Source organism: Pristimantibacillus sp. Z349TD_6 (assembly GCF_056173205.1).
The window spans coordinates 3,277,246-3,295,701 of record NZ_CM149662.1 but is presented as its reverse complement, the minus strand read 5'-3'; the positions used below and the strand labels follow the sequence as shown (position 1 = coordinate 3,295,701).

Below are 18,456 nucleotides of genomic sequence, written 5' to 3'. Positions count from 1 at the left end.
TTATCGTTCTCCTTCCAATTCCAGCTTTAACCGCTGCCTTCCCCGTTGCAAACGCATCTTTACTGCAGACTCACTAATTTGCAAAATGTCTGAAATTTGGTTGACTGAGTAATCCTCATAATAATAAAGATGAATCACCGCTTTGAATTTAAACGGCAATGCCATGACATGATCCATAACGGTACGGTCCGTTTCCGATTCAAAAAAATCATTCATTTCTTCCATCTTCACTACACGTCTTCGCCATAAGCTGCCTAACATATTTTTACACTGGTTCGTGATGACTCTTATGAGCCATGCCTTTTTATGATTCTGATCATTGAATTCAGGTGATTTATACAACAATTTCGCAAATGTTTCCTGCATGGCTTCTTCTGCGTCCTCTTTGTTTCCGAGGTGAATCATTGCAATTCGGTAAAGCATTTTGCCGTATAAAAGATAGGTTTCCCCAAAATCCACGTCCGGCCGGAGCGAACTGCTTGGCATTGTAATATGACCTCCTTTACCCCTTAACACAATTAAGAACGTAGATTGGTCACATATTGTTTTTACTTATTTTTGAAAAATCGTTTTTTAGTTTCAAATTGGGTTCTACAGTATGTTAAAAAAAAGAAATGATCGGTCATTTGACCGATCACTCCATTTATTATTATTGAATGGGCAAACATACCATTACTGTCGTACCTTCGCCTAGCCTACTTTTTATTTCAATCGTTCCATGATGAAGCGTAACAATTTTTTTGGCGATCGCAAGCCCTAAACCATTGCCGCTAATATTGCGGTTGCGCGATTGGTCCGACTTATAAAACCGCTCAAACACATGTTCAAGCTTATCCGCCGCAATGCCAATACCTGAATCGGTTATTGTGAATATTACTTCGGTACCGGATTGAGTTATAGAAATTTCGATAAATCCGCCTTCAGGCGTGAACTTGATGCTGTTGCCGAGTAAATTCATCCATACTTGGTTCAATTGATCCGGATCTGCTGTAATCTTGATCGTGTTCGCCCATTCTAATTCGATGCGAATCTCTTTGGCCGACCATTGAGGCTCGCAAGTAACGACGATTTGCCTAATTTGCTCGTCGAGATTATACGTCATCGGCTCGAATGGATGCTGATCGGAATCAAGCGAGGCAAGCCTCAGCAAATTATCGCTAAGCCTCGATAGCCGCCCGCTCTCCATAATAATAATATCCAAATAATAATTACGATTATTTTCTGCTACCAAGCTGTTGTTCTTCATCGCCATTGCAAAACCCGATATAGACGTTAGCGGAGTTTGAATTTCGTGTGATACATTCGATACAAAATCCTGCCGCATCTGCTCCAGCTGTTTCAGTTCACTCGCCATTTCATTAAAGCTATGGCTTAAGACTCCTATTTCATCCGCGCTTTTCAGTTTGATTTCCACATCGAAATCTCCCTTGGCAAGCCTCTTGGTCGCTTGTGTCATCGCTTGAATCGGTTTCACCAAATAACGAGCCGCAATGAGGATGCATAGGCTCCCAATAAATAAGCCAAGAAGCAGTATGAGCAGCAGCATTCGATTTATAATATCTTCATTTTGCGCTGAAAACTGCATAAACATGGCCTGTGTCTTCCCATCGATGGGAAAAGGAATACCAACGAATGTTTGACCTTCCTTACCAGGTGAGCGATAATGTTGCCCTCGAAGCACCTGCTGAACAGCTTCCGGCGCAATTTTCACATTACTCGTATTGTTTAAAGCATAGATCGTAACATTTCCGGATGCATCATATATGTGGATTGGATAAGCGGACACCTTTACCATTCTTGTTAGGAAAATACTCAGATCATCCGGCCTTGTTTGTTCATAGAGAGTAATTATTTCCTCTCCTGCTGCAAGCATGTCGTTCTGACCGACATGGTTTATTTCTTTCTTGAATATAAAAAAGCCTATAAAAAATGAAGACAACAAGCTGAATATGATGACGGCCAGAAACGTGCAAATGATGCGGACATATAACGTATTGATCATGTAATGACAAGCCGATACCCCAGACTACGGGCGGTTTCAATCTGAAAATGTTGTGCATCGCCAGCAAATCTTTCCCTTAGCCGTTTAATGTGAACATCGACGGTTCGGTCGTCACCTTCATAATTTTTGCCCCAGATCTGAGTGATCAGCTGTTCCCTCGTAAAAATTTGTCCGGGATGGTTCGCCATTTTAAACAGCAGCTCAAATTCCTTCAACGGCAGATTTAGCGTTTCTTCTCCTCGAATCACTTGATAGTTGCGGCGATTGAGGGTAACTCCGCCAAGCTGTACCGTTTGTGATGAGACAATCATGTAACGCTTCAGCAGCGCTTTTACTCTCATCACAAGCTCCATCGGATCAAACGGCTTCGTTAAATAATCGTCCGTGCCAAGCTGAAACCCCTTCACTTTCTGCCCCGACTCTCCCTTAGCTGTGACCATCAGAAGAGGGATATTGGAATCGATGCGCCTGATCTCCCTGCACAATTCCCATCCGTCTACTTGAGGCATCATAATATCGAGGATAACCATATCAATTTGATTGTTTTCCCAAATTTCTTGCGCCTCCGCACCGTCTTTTGCCTCTAAAATTTGGAAACCTTCGTTTTTCAAAAATAAAGACATCAATTCGCGAATATGTGCATCGTCATCCGCGATCAGAATTTTGGCCATTAAGATGTACGTCTCCCCTCTTTAACATGCGCCTCCCATATGGGCGGATTGCTGTTTCAACCAAAATGCCATCCAAGCAAGTTCCAATGATAGAAAAACAAACTGAGTGCTACTGCCGCTAGCATAATAAGAGAGTAATGCACGCGTCTTAGGACTGTCCAATAGCTGTTTTTCCAAGCAAGCACACTCATAACGATCATCGCCAAAGTAAATCCAACGAGTAGAATAGGCATAAACAGATAAAGATTCAACGACTGTGTAATGCGGCTAAGTCGAGTGAGCATATCCATATTCATCACGACAACAAGCGTCGCCACAATGGTTGTAAGTGCCCAGACGGCGGTGGCTGCAGACAGTCGAGATGCCCACTTCTGCTCTTTCGGCATCGCGCTGATTTCACGTCTGCGATTTAGGAAGCCTAATATTACCGTAATAAATAGAAAGACTGAGATGCCAAGCAATGGAAACCAGAACGATGTTTGATCCAGCAGCGACGCGCGCTCAAGCGGCATTGTAGGTAAGAAATCAAGAAGCAAATGAGTGACTTTTCCTGATTCGTCGGTGCGGAATCCAATCCGTCCCTCTCCGCCTACTTGTTGAAATACATCAGGTCCAATAGGTTCAAATACTTGTTGTTCAGCACCACTCCCAATGAGTAAACGATTACCTGCAGCTGCTACACTGATCTTGGACATAAAACTATAAAACTTATCAATATCGGTATGATTGCGACGAGTAAATTGATAGGAACCCGCATATTTCTGTACAGCATCATTAAGTTCAGCGGATACTGGCGGCAGGCTGACTTCCTCGGCTGGGAAATAGCGGTCTAAAAAGGCTTTTGCGAGCCCATCCGCTGCTAATGAGCCGTCCCCTCCATTGTAGGAAACAAAAATGCCAATCTGCTTATCTGGAACGAGATATAGCTCTGTATTAAACTGCAAATCTGCTCCGCCATGGGATATAACTTTCCGGCCGTTCATGTTCAGTTCATAGAAACCAAGATCTATTGCCGGTAAATCCTTATGGAACTGGAAAGCCGGTGCATGCATCAATAAGGCTGTTTCTGGCTTCAAAATTTGCTTTTCTCCATAACGTCCATTCTGAAGATGAGCAATCATGAAATGAGCCATATCCATCGCGGATACTGCAACTGATCCCGCAGGCCGAAATCCACCCTCAAACGTTGGCGGCTGAGCTGCATATGCACCGTTTTCCTTAGCATATCCCGGTACAGAAAAAGCTTCTAATGCAGCAGGAATAGGCTCTTGAATAGTAGCGTATTTCATATCGAGCGGATCAAAAATATATTTCTGAATATAATCATTGTACGCTGTCCCGCTAACTTCCTCGACGATTAATCCTGCTAGCGCGGCGCCATAGTTGGAATAAGACGACATCTCGCCCGGAGGTCTTACTCGTGCCGGCATATGCTTGGCAAGCGTTTCCGAAATCGATACCGGCAGCTTTTTAGGATCAGTAGTAATTTGATAGCCGACTCCGCCTTCTTCAAACCCAGCGGTATGGGTCATTAGATGACGCATCGTAATCGGCTCTGAATAGGTTTTCGGTATTTTCACCGTTTTCAAATAGTTATTGATGTCTGTGTCCAGATCGATCTTGCCTTGCTCAACAAGCTGCATCACAGCGGTCCAAGTAAACAGCTTCGTTGTTGAAGCGATTCGAAATAGATCTGTCTCTGGGTTTGCCAGCTGGTTCTTCTCGAGGTTAGAGTAACCATACCCCTTAGCGAGCAGGATTTCCCCATCCTTGACGATTGAAATAACCGCACCTGGAAACTTGAAATTGTCCATATGCACTTTCATAATACCATCAATGAACGCCGTTAGCCCAGCGACATCGTTTAGAGAATTGGCTTCTCCCTCAGACTTTACGGGTGTGGACTGCGCTGCCGATACCGGCGCCTGTGCTCCGAATAAGCTCACTCCCGCAACAACAACCAGTAAAGTGACTAACATCATTTTGAAACCTATTTTCTTCATAATCGATAACATGATAAGCCTCCAACATTCTGCGTATTTTTTTGACAACCTACTCTCGACTTGCTTGTGAGAGCATATCATAAGCTTGTGAACGCAGAGTGAACCTCGCTAGTTTTCACAAAAAAAAGAGCCGCCCGCATGCTGCTTGGGCGACACTTAATCGTAATAAACCATCTTTTTATTCGGGAAACTGCTCGTAATCAAACTTTCCATCCGAAGCAAAAACATATTCGCAGCTATTTTGCCCCCAAGTGGCTGTGATGCTATAAACTCGGCCAGTTGTCGGAATGTCGCTCACAGCTGTTGGTGGATTAATGAATTCATACTTGCCATTAACATGGTTTACGGCAACTTCTTCAATCGGCAATAACGATTGCTCAAAGCTTTCAGTCAAAAAAGCCATTTTCACTGTAACTTTATCTGGTGTATTTTCTCCAAAATCGACTTTCAATTTCTCGCCTGGCTTTAAACGACGCAGACCTGTTAGAAGGGTAGGCTCACTATGCCAAGCTGCTTGGTAAAAGGACATTCGATCATATTTAACCCCATTCCAACTTGATTTTAGAATTGTATAATTTTCGATGGGATCAGGATTTCTCTCATGTGAGATGATAATTGCGGGTGCTTCAACAGGACTGATGCTGCTGCTTATATTGGAATTGCTAGCTCCCACACTAGCACCAAGTGCAATAGCACTAATAATGACGACTGCAGCTAATACGAATGAGGATAATATTATGAATGTCGATCTTTTGCTAGGTCGCATAATAGCCACCAGCCTTTCTCTTAAAATCGTCTTCTCATCGCTAAAAGTAGCCTGTAATCCTCCTACGGGATATTGTTCATTAGAGGCTACCGCAATTAAGGTTTCACCGTATTCCTGCTTCTCTGAAGAGGTGAATTTACGAATAACCATTTCATCGCAAGACAGCTCACAAAGACGGTTGATCTCTTTTTCTACAAAATAAACTACGGGGTTAAACCAATGCAGAGAAGTAACGAGCATGGAAAACCATTTTACAACAATATCAAACCGTTTGAGATGTGTGATTTCGTGAATCAAAATATTTTTGAGCTGAACTTCATTGAAGTGGGTATCCGGTAAGATGATTATTGGCTTTATAACTCCTATAAGCATAGGAGTGGTGATGTAGGAGTTGCGTACAAGCTTCGCTTTATACCGTCCATTTAACATCATGCCAAGCATCCTATTTTCCCAATCATATGCAGGCTTGCTTGTTGTTTTCATATACTTTGAAAATCGAGTGTAGCCTCTTAATTTTATAAAGAGTGATAGTATTGTCCCAAATAACCAAACGTAAAAGGCATATTGCTTAATTATTGTAATCACAAAAATTTCTGAATTATCAGCTCTGATACTTTCTACTGCTTGAGCATTATTTGCTTGAGGTGGGGTGATTGCATGAGTCTGGTCTATCACCATTTCAGATTTGGCTGCCTCTTCACCTTGTGAGCTGAGGCTTGTTAGAAATGGATTTTTGTTAAAAACATCATTCATAATACTCCCATCAAACGAAAACGGAATCGTCAATCTTAGGAGAACCACGATCCAGATGTAATACTGAAGCGACTTCGAGAATTTATGCTTAATTATTGGCTTCATTAAAAACAATAAAAAGAAGAGGATGCTGCCTGATATCGAAAGCGACAATATAAGCTTCATGATGTCATTCAATTCAGTCACCTACCTTAAATAAGGTACGCAGCTCCTTAATGTCAGCATCATTTAGCTTATTGCCTCCTAATAGCGTTGCCACTAGACTTTTTGCACTTCCGGAATATAAACGATCAATTAATGTTTGTGTCGCATGCTCGTTATATTCTTGCTCGCTCACTTGTGGCTTGTAATAGAACACTTCCTTCTTGGTTGCAATGACTACACCCTTCTCACACAATCTCCGAAGCAAGGTTTTTATTGTAGAGCTTTCCCAGCTGCTTGATTTTTCAAGACATTTCCTAATTTCAGATATAGGCAGCTCGATCCCGGCTTCCCATAATACACGCATAACTTCAAGCTCTGAATCCGTTATTTTTGAAACTAAGCTGCTCATCATCCCACTCCTCAAGGTTACGTATGTAGACTCTGCTTTGAGTTTACAACAGTAACCTCCAACTGTCAAATCATTCCTGTAGCTAACTGACAGCTGTTGGTGGAGGTTAATTGTTGAAGGATTCAAGACTTCAAGACTTCAAGACTTCAAGACTTCAAGACTTCAAGACTTCAAGACTTCATGACTTCATGACTTAAACTCTGTATCAATTCAATCCTACATCCCCTATATCTCACTACATCCCTAGAATTCAATATGTTTCATATCGTTTTCTCCAAGTCTTTCAGATTAACGACGAACCTTGAGGGGTAATAGTAAGTGTTAACGAACGAATTTGATAGAAATGTCCATAGAGAGGATACTATTTATGAAAAAAGCGATGATCATTATTAATCCCACTTCTGGTAAAGAAGAGGCACTAAACTATGTCAGAAACGTGGAAGACCTTTTGGCTGATCAAAGATACGACGTTACGATAAGGGAGACGGCAAAAGAACAGGACGCAACCCTGTTTTGTATATCTGCGTGTGAGGACAGTTATGATTTGGTCGTTTCAATCGGAGGGGATGGCACGCTTCACGAAACGATTAATGGACTTATCAATCAAGAACATCTTCCAAAGCTTGGAGTAGTCCCTCTTGGAACAGTTAATGATTTTGCTCGCGCATTACAAATCCCGCTTCTTCCCGACAAAGCCATTCAGACCCTCTCTTCTTCCCGAATAAAAATAGTAGATTTGGGCCAATTAAATGACCAATTGTTCGTCAACACCGTTGCTGTAGGCTCATTTGCTGAATCACTCTCTTCCGTTACGTCAGACGATAAATCTCGGCTCGGCGCTTTAGCCTACGTAAAAGAAGGGATCAAAGAGCTTATGAACCAGCCGACTCATCCTCTTCACATTCAATATGATGGAGAAACATGGGAAGGAGAATCTCCACTCTTTCTCGCTGCGTTAACCAATTCAGTAGGCGGATTTGAGAGGTTGGCACCCGACGCGGCTGTTGACGATGGTCTGCTTCACTGTTTTATTATCAAGGATTTGACTATATTCAATACGATCACAGCCAGCCTGTCATTGCTGTTCGGCAATTTCAAAAATCATAAAGACGTGGTTTATTTTACAGCCAAAAATGTAAGTATAAGCTCGTCTGAATCAGTCAGAACCAACGTTGATGGTGAAGAAGGTCCCTCCTTGCCCATCCATATAAACAGTATGCCGCGTCATATTCAGGTGATTGTACCGGAAGAGGCTACAGTGTAGTCCTAGTCCGTAGTTATTTGTAGATCAAAATCAATTTAATCGGCTAGTGGAACGGATGGGATCGATGGAGTCCAATAGTAACGATGAAATTGGTGGGGTCAGTAGGGTCGGCGTGATAGGTGTCCTTGTCAATGGAGTATTACAAGCCTTTTCGGATTTTACAACGTTAGGTCCATTCGTCGTTGTTTACGAGGACAAATACTAGCCTTAGAGCAAGGTTGCCTAACAAGATTGGACAGATGAATGTAAGACATAGTGGCTAGCATCTGCTCATTTTGCTTATTTTACGGACATAGGTTCCACTATTTGTGCATATTAGCTCATTATGCTCGTCGTATGGACATTGATCCCAATCTTCGAACATTTAACCTCATTTTGCTTACTTTACGGACATAGGTTCCGTTATTTGTGAATATTAGCCCATTTTGAGAGTTCTACGGACATAGGTTCCGCTATTTGCTATAAATCTGTGTAATATTGGAGATTTTATCGTAAATAAGGGATCTCATGTCCGTTACATTCTCAAAACCGCCTTAAATCATTATTTAGCGGAACTAATGTCCGTTAGCACTGCTCAAAACCTTGCAACCTCGAAATTGCCGCTTCTATTCAAGTTCTTCCGATGCAAAATCCCACTCTATCAACACTTCACTGTATGTTACTTGTCTTTCAGACACATATCCACTCTTCGAACTCTTCCGCTCTCTTAACACTTCAACTCATTTTACTCGTCTTTCGAATATAGATCCCGCTCTTTGAACACTTCAGTTCATATTGCTCAACTTTCGGATATAGATTCCGCTCTTTGAACACTTCAACTCATTTTACTCGTCTTTCGGATATAGATCCCGCTCTTTGAACACTTCAGCTCATTTGCTCAACTTTCGGTTATAGATCCCGCTCTTTGAACACTTCAGCTCATATTGCTCAACTTTTGGATATGGATTCCGCTCTCTTAACACTTCAACTCATTTTACTCGTCTTTCGGATATAGATCCCGCTCTTTGAACACTTCAGCTCATATTGCTCAACTTTCGGATATAGATTCCGCTCTTTGAACACTTCAACTCATTTTACTCGTCTTTCGGATATAGATCCCGCTCTTTGAACACTTCAGCTCATTTGCTCAACTTTCGGATATAGATTCCGCTCTTTGAACACTTCAACTCATTTTACTCGTCTTTCGGATATAGATCCCACTCTTTGAACACTTCAACTACTTTGCTTGTTTTACAGACACAATTTCTACTCTTTGAACACTTTGCCTCATTTTGCTCGTCTAACAGACATAGGTTCCGCTATTTGTGAATATTAGCCCATTTTGAGAGTTTTACGGACATAGGTTCCGCTATTTGCTATAAATCTGTGTAATATCGGGGGTTTTATCGCAAATAACGGATCTCATGTCCGTTACATACTCACAAACCCCCTTTAACCGTATTTTAGCGGAACTGATGTCCGTTATCACTGCTCAAAACCTCAAAAACTCGAGACTGCTCCCCACTTGCTACGCTCTGCTAATTCAAAAAAGCCACTTCAGAAGAAGTGGCCTTGAAGATGTTCGCAAGATATTCGCATAATTTTCAAAGGATGTCCCCGCCAACCTTCGTTCCAATAAAATAATACTGCTGCTCGCTATAGCAACTACGGTGAAATAGCAGCTATCACTCCCGCCGAGTCACTATTTGCCCTAGTAAGAGTTTACTAGCTTCCACGCTCTCTCCATATCATCGATCAGCGTATACGGATCTTCCATTCCGATGTACAATCTGGCTACTGAAGGGTTTGTTCCGTCCGTGTTTCTACGCTCAGGCGTTGTATTGACCGTAACGAGACTCTCATAACCGCCCCAGCTGACTGCAATCCGGAAATATTGCAGCGCATCAGCCCACTGCTTCATGACAGTAACGGGAAGCTTGGATTCGAATGAAAACAAGCTGCTGTATCCGTCCAGTTGTTTTTGTGCCAACTCATGCTGAGGGTGTGAACGAAGACCTGGATGGTTTACACGATTGACCATAGGGTGTTTCTCCAAATACTCCGCGATGATCATGCCGCTCTTCTGATGGCGCTCCATACGAAGCGGAAGCGTACGTAAACCACGAATCATCAACGACGCTGTATGAGCCGTCATGATTCCTCCTAGCAGCATATACCCTTTATTCTCAATTTTACTAATTAGCGCAGCACTTCCAGTTACAACTCCGCCCAGACAATCACTATGTCCTGAAAAAAACTTAGTCATCGAATGCAGCACGAGATCGATGCCCATAGTCAAAGGCCTTTGGAAGCAAGGGGTTGCCCAGCTGCCATCTATCATTGTGATGATCCCTGTTTTTTTCGCCAGCTCAGCTATTCCTTCAAGATCCTGCAGCTGGAAAAGGCCTGAAGTAGGGCTTTCCACGTATATAATTTTTGTATTTGGCTGTACTGCATCCTCGAAATCGGAGAGCAAACTGCCATCTACATAAGTGACTTCAACCTGATACCTCTCTGACATTTCGTTCAGAAACTCTCTTGTTGGCCCGTAAGCCTGATCAACACAGATGACATGATCGCCTGAACGAAGCAGCGCATGCAGCGTTCCTGCAATTGCAGCCATGCCCGATGCGAAGCAGCGCGACTGCTCACCGCCCTCCAATTCGGCGATTTTGCTTTCCAAATATTTTACCGTTGGATTGTTGCCTCGGGAATATACGTTGGCAGCTAATACATCCTGCATCGCATGATCGAAGGTTTCATGATTCTCGAAAGTAAATAAGCTATTTTGATAGATCGGTATGGTTACCGCACCGTAATGTTGTTTATCTACCTGATCGTGAGAGACTTTTGTATGCAGTCGATTATCCATTTCTTTTCTCTCCATCATGTCGTTTCCCTCTATCCATTCCATGAATTTATTATCCTTTTTCTGCTCCCTGTGTTAAGCCTTCTACGATGAACCGCTGGGCAAAAGCGAACAATACGACGGTAGGAATGACGGATAATACCGTTCCAGCCGACATCGCACCCCAATCGACATCAAATTTCATAACGAACGAATTCATAGCTACCGGCAGCGTCTTCAATGCCTCGTCATCGATAAACATGACAGCCATAAACAGCTCATTCCAGTTTTGTACAAATGCAAAGATGAAGGTTGAAGCAATACCCGGCAACATGACCGGAATGATCACTCTTAGCAACGCCGTCAGACGCGAACAACCATCAATCATGGCTGCCTCCTCTAAGCTGCTCGGAACGCGTTGGAAAAAGCCTCGAAGCATAATGGTTGAGAATGGAATGAGCATGACCGTGTAGCAGATAATTAATGACATCCTTGAATTAATCAAATCCAAGTCCGCCATCAATAAGTACAATGGAGCTAGTGCAATAAATCCCGGAAGCATTTGCGTAACGAAAAACGCCATCATAATCTGTTTATGCCCTCTAAACTGAAAGCGGGCCATGACATATGCGCTTAGAGTCGCTATAAAAATAACGATAGCAGCAGCAAGGACGGCCACTAATAAGCTGTTGAAAATGTAAATATGGAATTTCGATATTTTAAAAATCTGGATGTAGTTATCCAGCGTGAATTGCTTTGGCCAATATTGAAGCGGGAAAGAGAATATATCCTTTTGAGGCTTAAGTGAAGTAATGACGATCCAGTATAAAGGAAATACCATGATTACAAAATGCAACGCTAGATACAGCACCTTCAGACCTGTCAGTATGCGTGGCTTCATCTTAAAAATCACCCACCTTTTCCGACTTGGTCACAAACAAATAGAAAATCGTGTACAAGATTAGAATGCCGATCATCGTAACACCAATTGCCGATGCCATCCCGTAGTCCCCGCCGTAAATAATTTTATCCAGCATTAATGAGGATAAAATATGAGTTGTTCCCGCAGGACCGCCGTTAGTCAAACCGTAAATAATCGTTGGGTCATTGAATATCCATATCGCTCTGAGCAACGTCGTTGCGATAATCGTAGGAAGAATAAAAGGAAAGGTGACATTAACAAACTTGCGAATGCTCCCCGCTCCATCCATATCCGCTGCCTCATACAAATCAGCTGGCACCGATTGAAGTGCCGCAAGCAGCATGATTGCAAAAAACGCGATCCCGTACCATACATTAGCGATAATGACCGATGACATCGCCCAATCTGGATCAGAGAGAAAACCGATTCTAGTATCAATAAGACCGAGGCGCATTAAAAGATCATTAATAACGCCCATTTGGGAGTTGAACATCCATTTCCAAATCAAGCCGATTAAGAAACCAGATAAAGCCCAAGAGTAAAAGATAAACCCTTGATATACCCCTCTGCCTTTAAACGGTTTACGCAAAATCAGTGCAAGTGAGAGGCCAATCAAAAATTGAAACGTTAAGGAGAAAAACACCCAGTATGCGCTATTCGTCATTGCTTTCAGAAACTTAGCATCTTGGAATGCGGTTACAAAGTTCTGGAATCCGATGAATCGAACGTTCGTCAGATCGAACAGAACGTAGTTCTGAAACGCCATGACTACCCCTTGCAGGAATGGATAAAACGTAAATATGAGCAGCAACACCAAAGCTGGTAGCAAGCTGAGCAAAATATACGTTCGCTGCTTTCTCAATGCAATCACCGCCCTTGACTTAGAAAATGCGATGGGCGGCTGCTGAGCCACCCATCACTATTTTTCAGATTATTTGTTCATGTCCGCTTTCGCTTTCGCCCAATATTCATTCCACTTCGTTAACGTATCCTCAACTGAAGTTTGACCTAGCAGCATCGCCTGACCACTTTCCATAGCGACGGTACCCCATTGTCCATTAGCAGGATATTCGAACGGCGGTTTGAAATTGATGAACGTATCCGGTTTGTTCGTCATATCAAGCAAAGTTTTGTAAGGTCCTTTTTGGAAAAACTCATCCTCTGTAGCAGAAGAGTGGATCGGTACAGTACCATGGCTTTTGGATAGCTGTGTATTCTCCTCAGGCGAGGAAAGAAACGTAATTAATTTCCAAGCAGCTTCTTTGTTTGTCGAGTGGGAAGTGATACCCCAGCCTGCTCCACCTGCAGAAATCATCGCTTTGCCTGATGGGCCAGTAGGCATTGGAGCTGTTGCCCAAGTACCTTCTTGCATGTTCTCGCTCAATACTTGAATAACGTCCGGATCTTGCAAAAGGAATGCTGTTACACCAGAAGTAAATGCCTGTACCTGCTCTTGGAAGCCCCAGTTAATGGAATCCGGAGGTGATCCATCTTTGTACAGCTTCACATATAGATCTAATGCCGTTTTGGCTTCTGGAGAAGAGTAGATTGTTCCGCCATCTTTCAGGAACATCGCATCATCAACATTGATCTTGTCTGCGTCATACGCTTGAATCAATGTATCTGGAACACCGTTGGCACCAGGACCTCCACGGAATGAGAAGCCATAACGGTTCTTCGCAGCGTCCGTCAGCTTAACCGATGCATTAACTAACTCTTCGTAGGTAACCGGAGCATTGATTCCCGCTTCCTTCAACCAATCTGCACGATAAAACAATTGGCGCTGATACAATCCGTTTGGTATGAAGTAGAGCTTATCCTTGACGGAAGCAACGGATTTAGCAACAGCCGTTACAGTGCCAAAGTCGCTCCATGAGCCTGTATAATCGTTCAATGGCTCTACGTAGTTGTTATTTACGAATTCCGCAACGTTAAGATCGCGTACTTCCAAAACGTCTAGCGGTTGTTTGGCGGCCAACATCGTTCTGATTTTGTTATCAGCCTGATCAAACGGTGGAGAAATCAATTCAACCTTGATGTTCGTGTTCTGGGCCATGAATTTGTCGATGCTTGCTTTAATCAATGCTGTACGACTCGGGCTGGTCAAGCTTTCAATCATGCGAAGCGTAATTACTTTCTCTTTACTTCCGCTGTCAGGCTTTTTCCCATCATTTGAAGAACTGCAAGCTGTAGTGAGAGTAAAAACCATTACAGCCGTCAAAGCGGATAACATCCATGTTTTCATTGGTTTACCAAACATATGAATCCCCCTAGAGACATAGTGTCATACTATCTACCTGTATGATAGGTTAAATATAATGTAAGCACTTTCATCTTGTCAATAACAAATTTAAATTAATAATGACGTATCGTTTCCTCGATAATATCCATCATTTTATTAAATTCAGCTAATGCATGCTGTACATCATGTTTGGCAATACCATCAAATAACGTACGATGGAACGGATACGTGTTATCAAATAATTCCTTAACGCCGAACGGACCAGCAAAGAAACGTTTAATTAATTCAGAGATAGATTCATAGACGCTGTGAAGCAGCGGATTAGCGGCAGCATCATAAATATGCTGGTGAAACTTATAGTCAATTGCCGAGGTATCCAGACCTCTGTTCTTGCACACATCATACTCTTCTAAACACAGTCTCATCTTCTCGATTTTTTCGTTGCTAATCCGTATAGCAGCAAGCTCTACAGCCTTTCCTTCCAAAGCTCTGCGCACGTCAAGAATATGAAGAAGAAACTTCTTCTCATTCTCAATTTTCACCTTTCCGCTATAGCGATAGGACTCAGAATCATTAACAAATATACCTTTTCCATTCACCACTTTAACAATATCGATAGCTTCAAGATACCTCAGTGCTTCGCGCAAAGAGGAACGTCCTACACCTAATAATTTTGTCAGTTCTTCAGCTGATGGAAGCTTGTCTCCCTCCTGCAAGCCTTTAACCTCGATGTATTTTTGAATCTCTTCTGAGACCAACTCATGGACATTTTGCTTCTTAACCTTCTGAATCATTTCTATCATCCTTTTTACCTTTCAGATAGGTGAATCTTATTCGATTATATGTATTTTGTCAATAAAGCGCTCTCTTTTTGCAAGCATTACTTACAAGCCGATAGAGTCTGAGTTTACCATTTTCACAACTAATATTTTGCTAGATGAGAGATGAGAATGCTCCTTCGAACATAAAATAAGAAAAACTTGCTTATTTACTTTCTATTTTTTAATTTCGGTATTTCCTATTTAATGATAGTAGAATCTTACCTCCATAAGGGAAAGAGGTGCTGCCATGCTTGAGCAGATTATTCTAGTTAGCAGCTTTACGTTTATTATTCATTTTGCAGAAACGATTACATACTCTCTTCGATTAGCTGGCGTACGTATGGGAAAAATAGCAGTCGCTATATCGTTAACCGGCATTATCCTGCTCGTATCGCGAACAGCCAACATGGTGCAAGCACCGCTTATGGGAAAGCTCATCGATTCTGCCAAAACTTCCATGGAGTATTCACTGATTGAGCAATTTCGAATCATAATTTTAAGCGCATCTCTAGGAACAATTGCTGCGATGCTAGCATTTCCAACCGCGGTCATGCTGGCTAGACGAGTCATTGCCCATTTGGAGGTAGCAGGCTCTATCCCAGGCTTGCTGAGAACAACGGTATCCATTGAGAAACTTAAAAACTCGCGTTCACACATCCGTCTGCCAAAGCTGGGAATGCTGGCGCGATTAAGAATTGGCGGCATACCGAAACGATTGTTTTTACTCAACATTATCGTAACCGCGGTCTATACGATTGGCGTGCTGGCCGCTTTACTCGCTTCTTCTATGACGACCGAGCATGCGATTTCCGCTTCTCAATCATCAGGGCTAATTAATGGGGTAGCAACGATTTTGCTAGCACTTCTTATTGATCCTGAAATCGGCTTATTGACGGATAAAGTGCTAAAGGGAGAGAAAAAAAGCGCTGCGTTAACTAAAGTATTCGGTCTGCTTATGTTGTCCCGTGTGATGGGCACCGTGCTGGCACAATTACTGCTCGTACCGGCAGCAACCTTAATATTGTGGGTCGTATCTAGATAAAAAAAGAATGTTAACTTGCTTGAGGAGGAAAGTCATGCTGTGGTCACATTTGTTTTTCAAGCAGGAACGTTATAAATATTTTCCAAAACATATCGCGATCATTATGGACGGCAACGGGAGATGGGCAACTCGCAAAGGGCTGCCACGAAACGTTGGACACTTTTACGGGATGAAAACGATGCAGAAAATCATAAAAAGATCGATTTCGCTAAAGCTTAGCTGCTTGACCTTATATGCATTTTCAACGGAGAACTGGAGAAGGCCCAAAGCCGAGGTTGATTATCTTTTGGAGCTGCCTATCAAATATTTTCATAATCAAACGATCGAAGAACTAAACAAAAAAAATGTAAAAGTAACTTATATCGGCGATATTAGCTCGTTTCCTGCTCATACGGTGGATGTCATTCAGCGAACCTGTGAAATAACGAAAAACAATACTGGCATGCTTCTAAATATGGCTCTTAATTACGGGGGGAGAACTGAAATTCTGCAAGCTGCAAAAAAGCTCATCGCAAGCGGAGCAGATCCGCTCACTTTCGATGAACAATTTGAGAAAACGATCGCTACCTCCGATTATCCGCCAGTTGATTTAATCATTCGGACAAGCGGTGAAAAGAGGTTGAGCAACTTTCTACTATGGCAGGCAGCGTATGCTGAATTGTGGTTTACAGATAAAAGCTGGCCGGATTTTAACTATGCCCTATTGAACGATGCGATACAAAATTATTCAAAAAGAAAAGAACGGGAATAATGAACCTGCAAAGACCAAACCCTTCACATATATGAAGAGAATGGTCTTTTTTGTTTGAAAATCATGCTAGTTTTGTTTCGCTATTTCTACAAACTTGGCATTGAATTGCTGAGCAATCTCATCCAAATGTGGAGTCAAAACATTAGATTTTTGTTTTAAAATAGCAAACTTATTCATTAACGCTGCGATTTCATAGGGGGACCCATCGATCAGTTTGGTAATCGGCGACATATGGTATATTTTCAGAAAGCTGTATACCATCCCTCTATAATTGCGAATAAACTTAACTTGGTTTGCTGGTATGATTGTATAACCTAATGATTCCAACACTTTAAAGCCTTCATCTATTGCTGTAATCATTTGCATGAGCAGCTTTTTGTTCTTCGCTATTTTTTTGAATTGGTTATCGCTTGTTATGCTAATTGCGTTCATCGCCAGTATGGTGACGATATGACTTTTAAGCCAAGCATCCATATCTTCTTGATAATCTAATTTGTATTTTACTTTTTCAAAGGCTTTTTCTAGTAATGGTTTAAATGACAGCTCCCCTTCTAAACTGCCAAGCACCATATGTCCGCCTCCACGTATACAGATCATTCGATCAGCTTCTCGACGACCGCCGCTAAGCTGGAATCCGAATGCTATATTTTTTTTCACGGCACTATTTTTCTGCAAGTCATTTTGCATTTCATGAGCGTCTGCATTATTGCCTACAAGCACAATATGACTGCTTTGATTTTGCGCCAGAATTGGTAGTACTGATGGAAAATCATTGTATTTCATAACCACAAAAATGAGATCATACATTTCTTCTGATGACAAATGATGAATAACTCTCACTTTGTCCACCGTCGTCTTACGCTGAAAATAATGACGAATAACGATGCCGTCTTTCGTCAGCTCTTCATATCTTTTTCCTCTGGCAAGTACGGTAACGTCATTGCCTCCACGCGCTAACACATGTGCAAGATAGCTGCCTAACACCCCTGCGCCATAAACTAATATTTTCACAAAGCATCTCCGCCCTATTATATATTTCAAGTGAAATGAACATCGCTCTATTTTTTTGAACATTCGTTGATTAAACAACATCTGTTCAATATAATGATCTTATCAGCGCAGATGCTGCTCTTCAATCGGTAAAATCGGCGAAAGTGTTGATTAATCAACAGATCGAGAGCAAATGTCTAAAACTGCTCAAAAGGAGTCACACTTTGGATAGACGAGTACTCAAAACAAAAGAAGCCATCATGAAGGCTTTTGTCGAGCTAATTGCAGAGAAAAATTTTGAGCAAGTAACCATTAACGAAATTGCAGAACGTGCCAACGTAAACCGAGGTACCGTTTATTTGCATTATGTAGACAAGCTTGATCTGCTGGATCAATGTATAGAGGTTTATTTAACACAATTGTTTGAGAGCTGCATGCCTGCTGAAGACACAGCCCAGCCTTCTGCCAAAACATTGATACTTCGAACATTCAAGTATTTGGAACAGCATGCCTTCATCTATACGACGCTGTTAACGAGCAAAGGTGTTCCTACATTTCGAAACCGATTGATGGAAGGTATGCAGCAAGGTATTGAGGATCATATTGATATGAGCGGCATCAATCAGGATATGAACAAGGAGATTATGGTGCAATTTCTGACTTCAGCGGCAATTGGACTGCTGGAATGGTGGATCATTCGCTCCATGCCCTATCCTGCTGAAGATATCGTCGAACAATTGTGGACGCTGCTGGAGCGTCATCATATCTTTCCAGAGCCAGCCTAACTCTTTTGCATTATTGGAAAGACTACACAAAATAAAAAAGAGAACCATGAGGTTCTCTTTTTTT

At 42.1% G+C, this 18,456-nt stretch carries 16 protein-coding genes; 4 read left to right on the top strand and 12 right to left on the bottom strand.

The window, feature by feature from the left end:
- The 6 genes from AC0VYE_RS14035 to AC0VYE_RS14010 form a co-directional block, all read right to left on the bottom strand.
- The gene (locus AC0VYE_RS14035; RefSeq protein WP_475448715.1) at positions 1 to 486 is read right to left on the bottom strand and encodes an RNA polymerase sigma factor; all 486 of its coding nucleotides are present in this window, start codon (positions 484 to 486) and stop codon (positions 1 to 3) included.
- 163 nt (positions 487 to 649) lie between these two features.
- On the bottom strand, positions 650 to 2,002 hold the full coding sequence (locus tag AC0VYE_RS14030) for a HAMP domain-containing sensor histidine kinase (RefSeq protein ID WP_475448713.1): 1,353 nt from the start codon (positions 2,000 to 2,002) through the stop codon (positions 650 to 652).
- Positions 1,999 to 2,673, bottom strand: a complete 675-nt coding sequence (locus AC0VYE_RS14025) for a response regulator transcription factor (RefSeq protein ID WP_441909758.1) — start codon at positions 2,671 to 2,673, stop codon at positions 1,999 to 2,001. Before AC0VYE_RS14025 ends, AC0VYE_RS14030 begins: the two co-directional genes overlap by 4 nt.
- A gap of 56 nt (positions 2,674 to 2,729) precedes the next feature.
- Positions 2,730 to 4,688: a serine hydrolase domain-containing protein gene (locus AC0VYE_RS14020; RefSeq protein ID WP_475448711.1), complete on the bottom strand. Its 1,959-nt coding sequence runs from the start codon at positions 4,686 to 4,688 to the stop codon at positions 2,730 to 2,732.
- A gap of 166 nt (positions 4,689 to 4,854) precedes the next feature.
- Positions 4,855 to 6,360, bottom strand: a complete 1,506-nt coding sequence (locus AC0VYE_RS14015; RefSeq protein ID WP_475449571.1) for a M56 family metallopeptidase — start codon at positions 6,358 to 6,360, stop codon at positions 4,855 to 4,857.
- A gap of 13 nt (positions 6,361 to 6,373) precedes the next feature.
- Positions 6,374 to 6,751: a BlaI/MecI/CopY family transcriptional regulator gene (locus tag AC0VYE_RS14010; RefSeq protein ID WP_475448709.1), complete on the bottom strand. Its 378-nt coding sequence runs from the start codon at positions 6,749 to 6,751 to the stop codon at positions 6,374 to 6,376.
- Positions 6,752 to 7,115: 364 nt separating this feature from the next.
- Between AC0VYE_RS14010 and AC0VYE_RS14005 the strand changes: the two genes are divergently transcribed.
- Entirely contained in the window at positions 7,116 to 8,012 is an 897-nt protein-coding gene (locus AC0VYE_RS14005; protein WP_475448708.1) for a diacylglycerol/lipid kinase family protein, read from the top strand.
- Between the two features lie 1,690 nt (positions 8,013 to 9,702).
- Here the strand turns inward: AC0VYE_RS14005 and AC0VYE_RS14000 are convergent.
- The 5 genes from AC0VYE_RS14000 to AC0VYE_RS13980 form a co-directional block, all read right to left on the bottom strand.
- Positions 9,703 to 10,905: a trans-sulfuration enzyme family protein gene (locus tag AC0VYE_RS14000; RefSeq protein ID WP_475448706.1), complete on the bottom strand. Its 1,203-nt coding sequence runs from the start codon at positions 10,903 to 10,905 to the stop codon at positions 9,703 to 9,705.
- A gap of 7 nt (positions 10,906 to 10,912) precedes the next feature.
- Positions 10,913 to 11,740, bottom strand: a complete 828-nt coding sequence (locus AC0VYE_RS13995) for a carbohydrate ABC transporter permease (RefSeq protein ID WP_076269999.1) — start codon at positions 11,738 to 11,740, stop codon at positions 10,913 to 10,915.
- A 1-nt stretch (position 11,741) separates the two neighbouring features.
- Complete coding sequence (locus AC0VYE_RS13990) at positions 11,742 to 12,632, bottom strand: carbohydrate ABC transporter permease (RefSeq protein ID WP_372239023.1); 891 nt, start codon at positions 12,630 to 12,632, stop codon at positions 11,742 to 11,744.
- Between the two features lie 60 nt (positions 12,633 to 12,692).
- Entirely contained in the window at positions 12,693 to 14,021 is a 1,329-nt protein-coding gene (locus tag AC0VYE_RS13985) for an ABC transporter substrate-binding protein (protein ID WP_475448703.1), read from the bottom strand.
- 95 nt (positions 14,022 to 14,116) lie between these two features.
- The gene (locus AC0VYE_RS13980; protein ID WP_076270001.1) at positions 14,117 to 14,797 is read right to left on the bottom strand and encodes a FadR/GntR family transcriptional regulator; all 681 of its coding nucleotides are present in this window, start codon (positions 14,795 to 14,797) and stop codon (positions 14,117 to 14,119) included.
- 274 nt (positions 14,798 to 15,071) lie between these two features.
- Between AC0VYE_RS13980 and AC0VYE_RS13975 the strand changes: the two genes are divergently transcribed.
- Positions 15,072 to 15,866, top strand: a complete 795-nt coding sequence (locus AC0VYE_RS13975) for a lipid II flippase Amj family protein (RefSeq protein ID WP_076270002.1) — start codon at positions 15,072 to 15,074, stop codon at positions 15,864 to 15,866.
- Positions 15,867 to 15,900: 34 nt separating this feature from the next.
- Positions 15,901 to 16,617: a polyprenyl diphosphate synthase gene (gene uppS / locus AC0VYE_RS13970; protein ID WP_475448700.1), complete on the top strand. Its 717-nt coding sequence runs from the start codon at positions 15,901 to 15,903 to the stop codon at positions 16,615 to 16,617.
- A gap of 66 nt (positions 16,618 to 16,683) precedes the next feature.
- On the opposite strand, the gene AC0VYE_RS13965 is transcribed toward uppS, so the two are convergent.
- Positions 16,684 to 17,628, bottom strand: a complete 945-nt coding sequence (locus AC0VYE_RS13965) for a ketopantoate reductase family protein (protein WP_475448698.1) — start codon at positions 17,626 to 17,628, stop codon at positions 16,684 to 16,686.
- Between the two features lie 203 nt (positions 17,629 to 17,831).
- Here AC0VYE_RS13965 and AC0VYE_RS13960 point away from each other — a divergent pair, with 203 nt between their 5' ends.
- Positions 17,832 to 18,392 (top strand): TetR/AcrR family transcriptional regulator, encoded by a 561-nt coding sequence (locus tag AC0VYE_RS13960; protein WP_475448696.1) that lies wholly within the window; start codon positions 17,832 to 17,834, stop codon positions 18,390 to 18,392.
- Positions 18,393 to 18,456 lie beyond the last annotated feature (64 nt).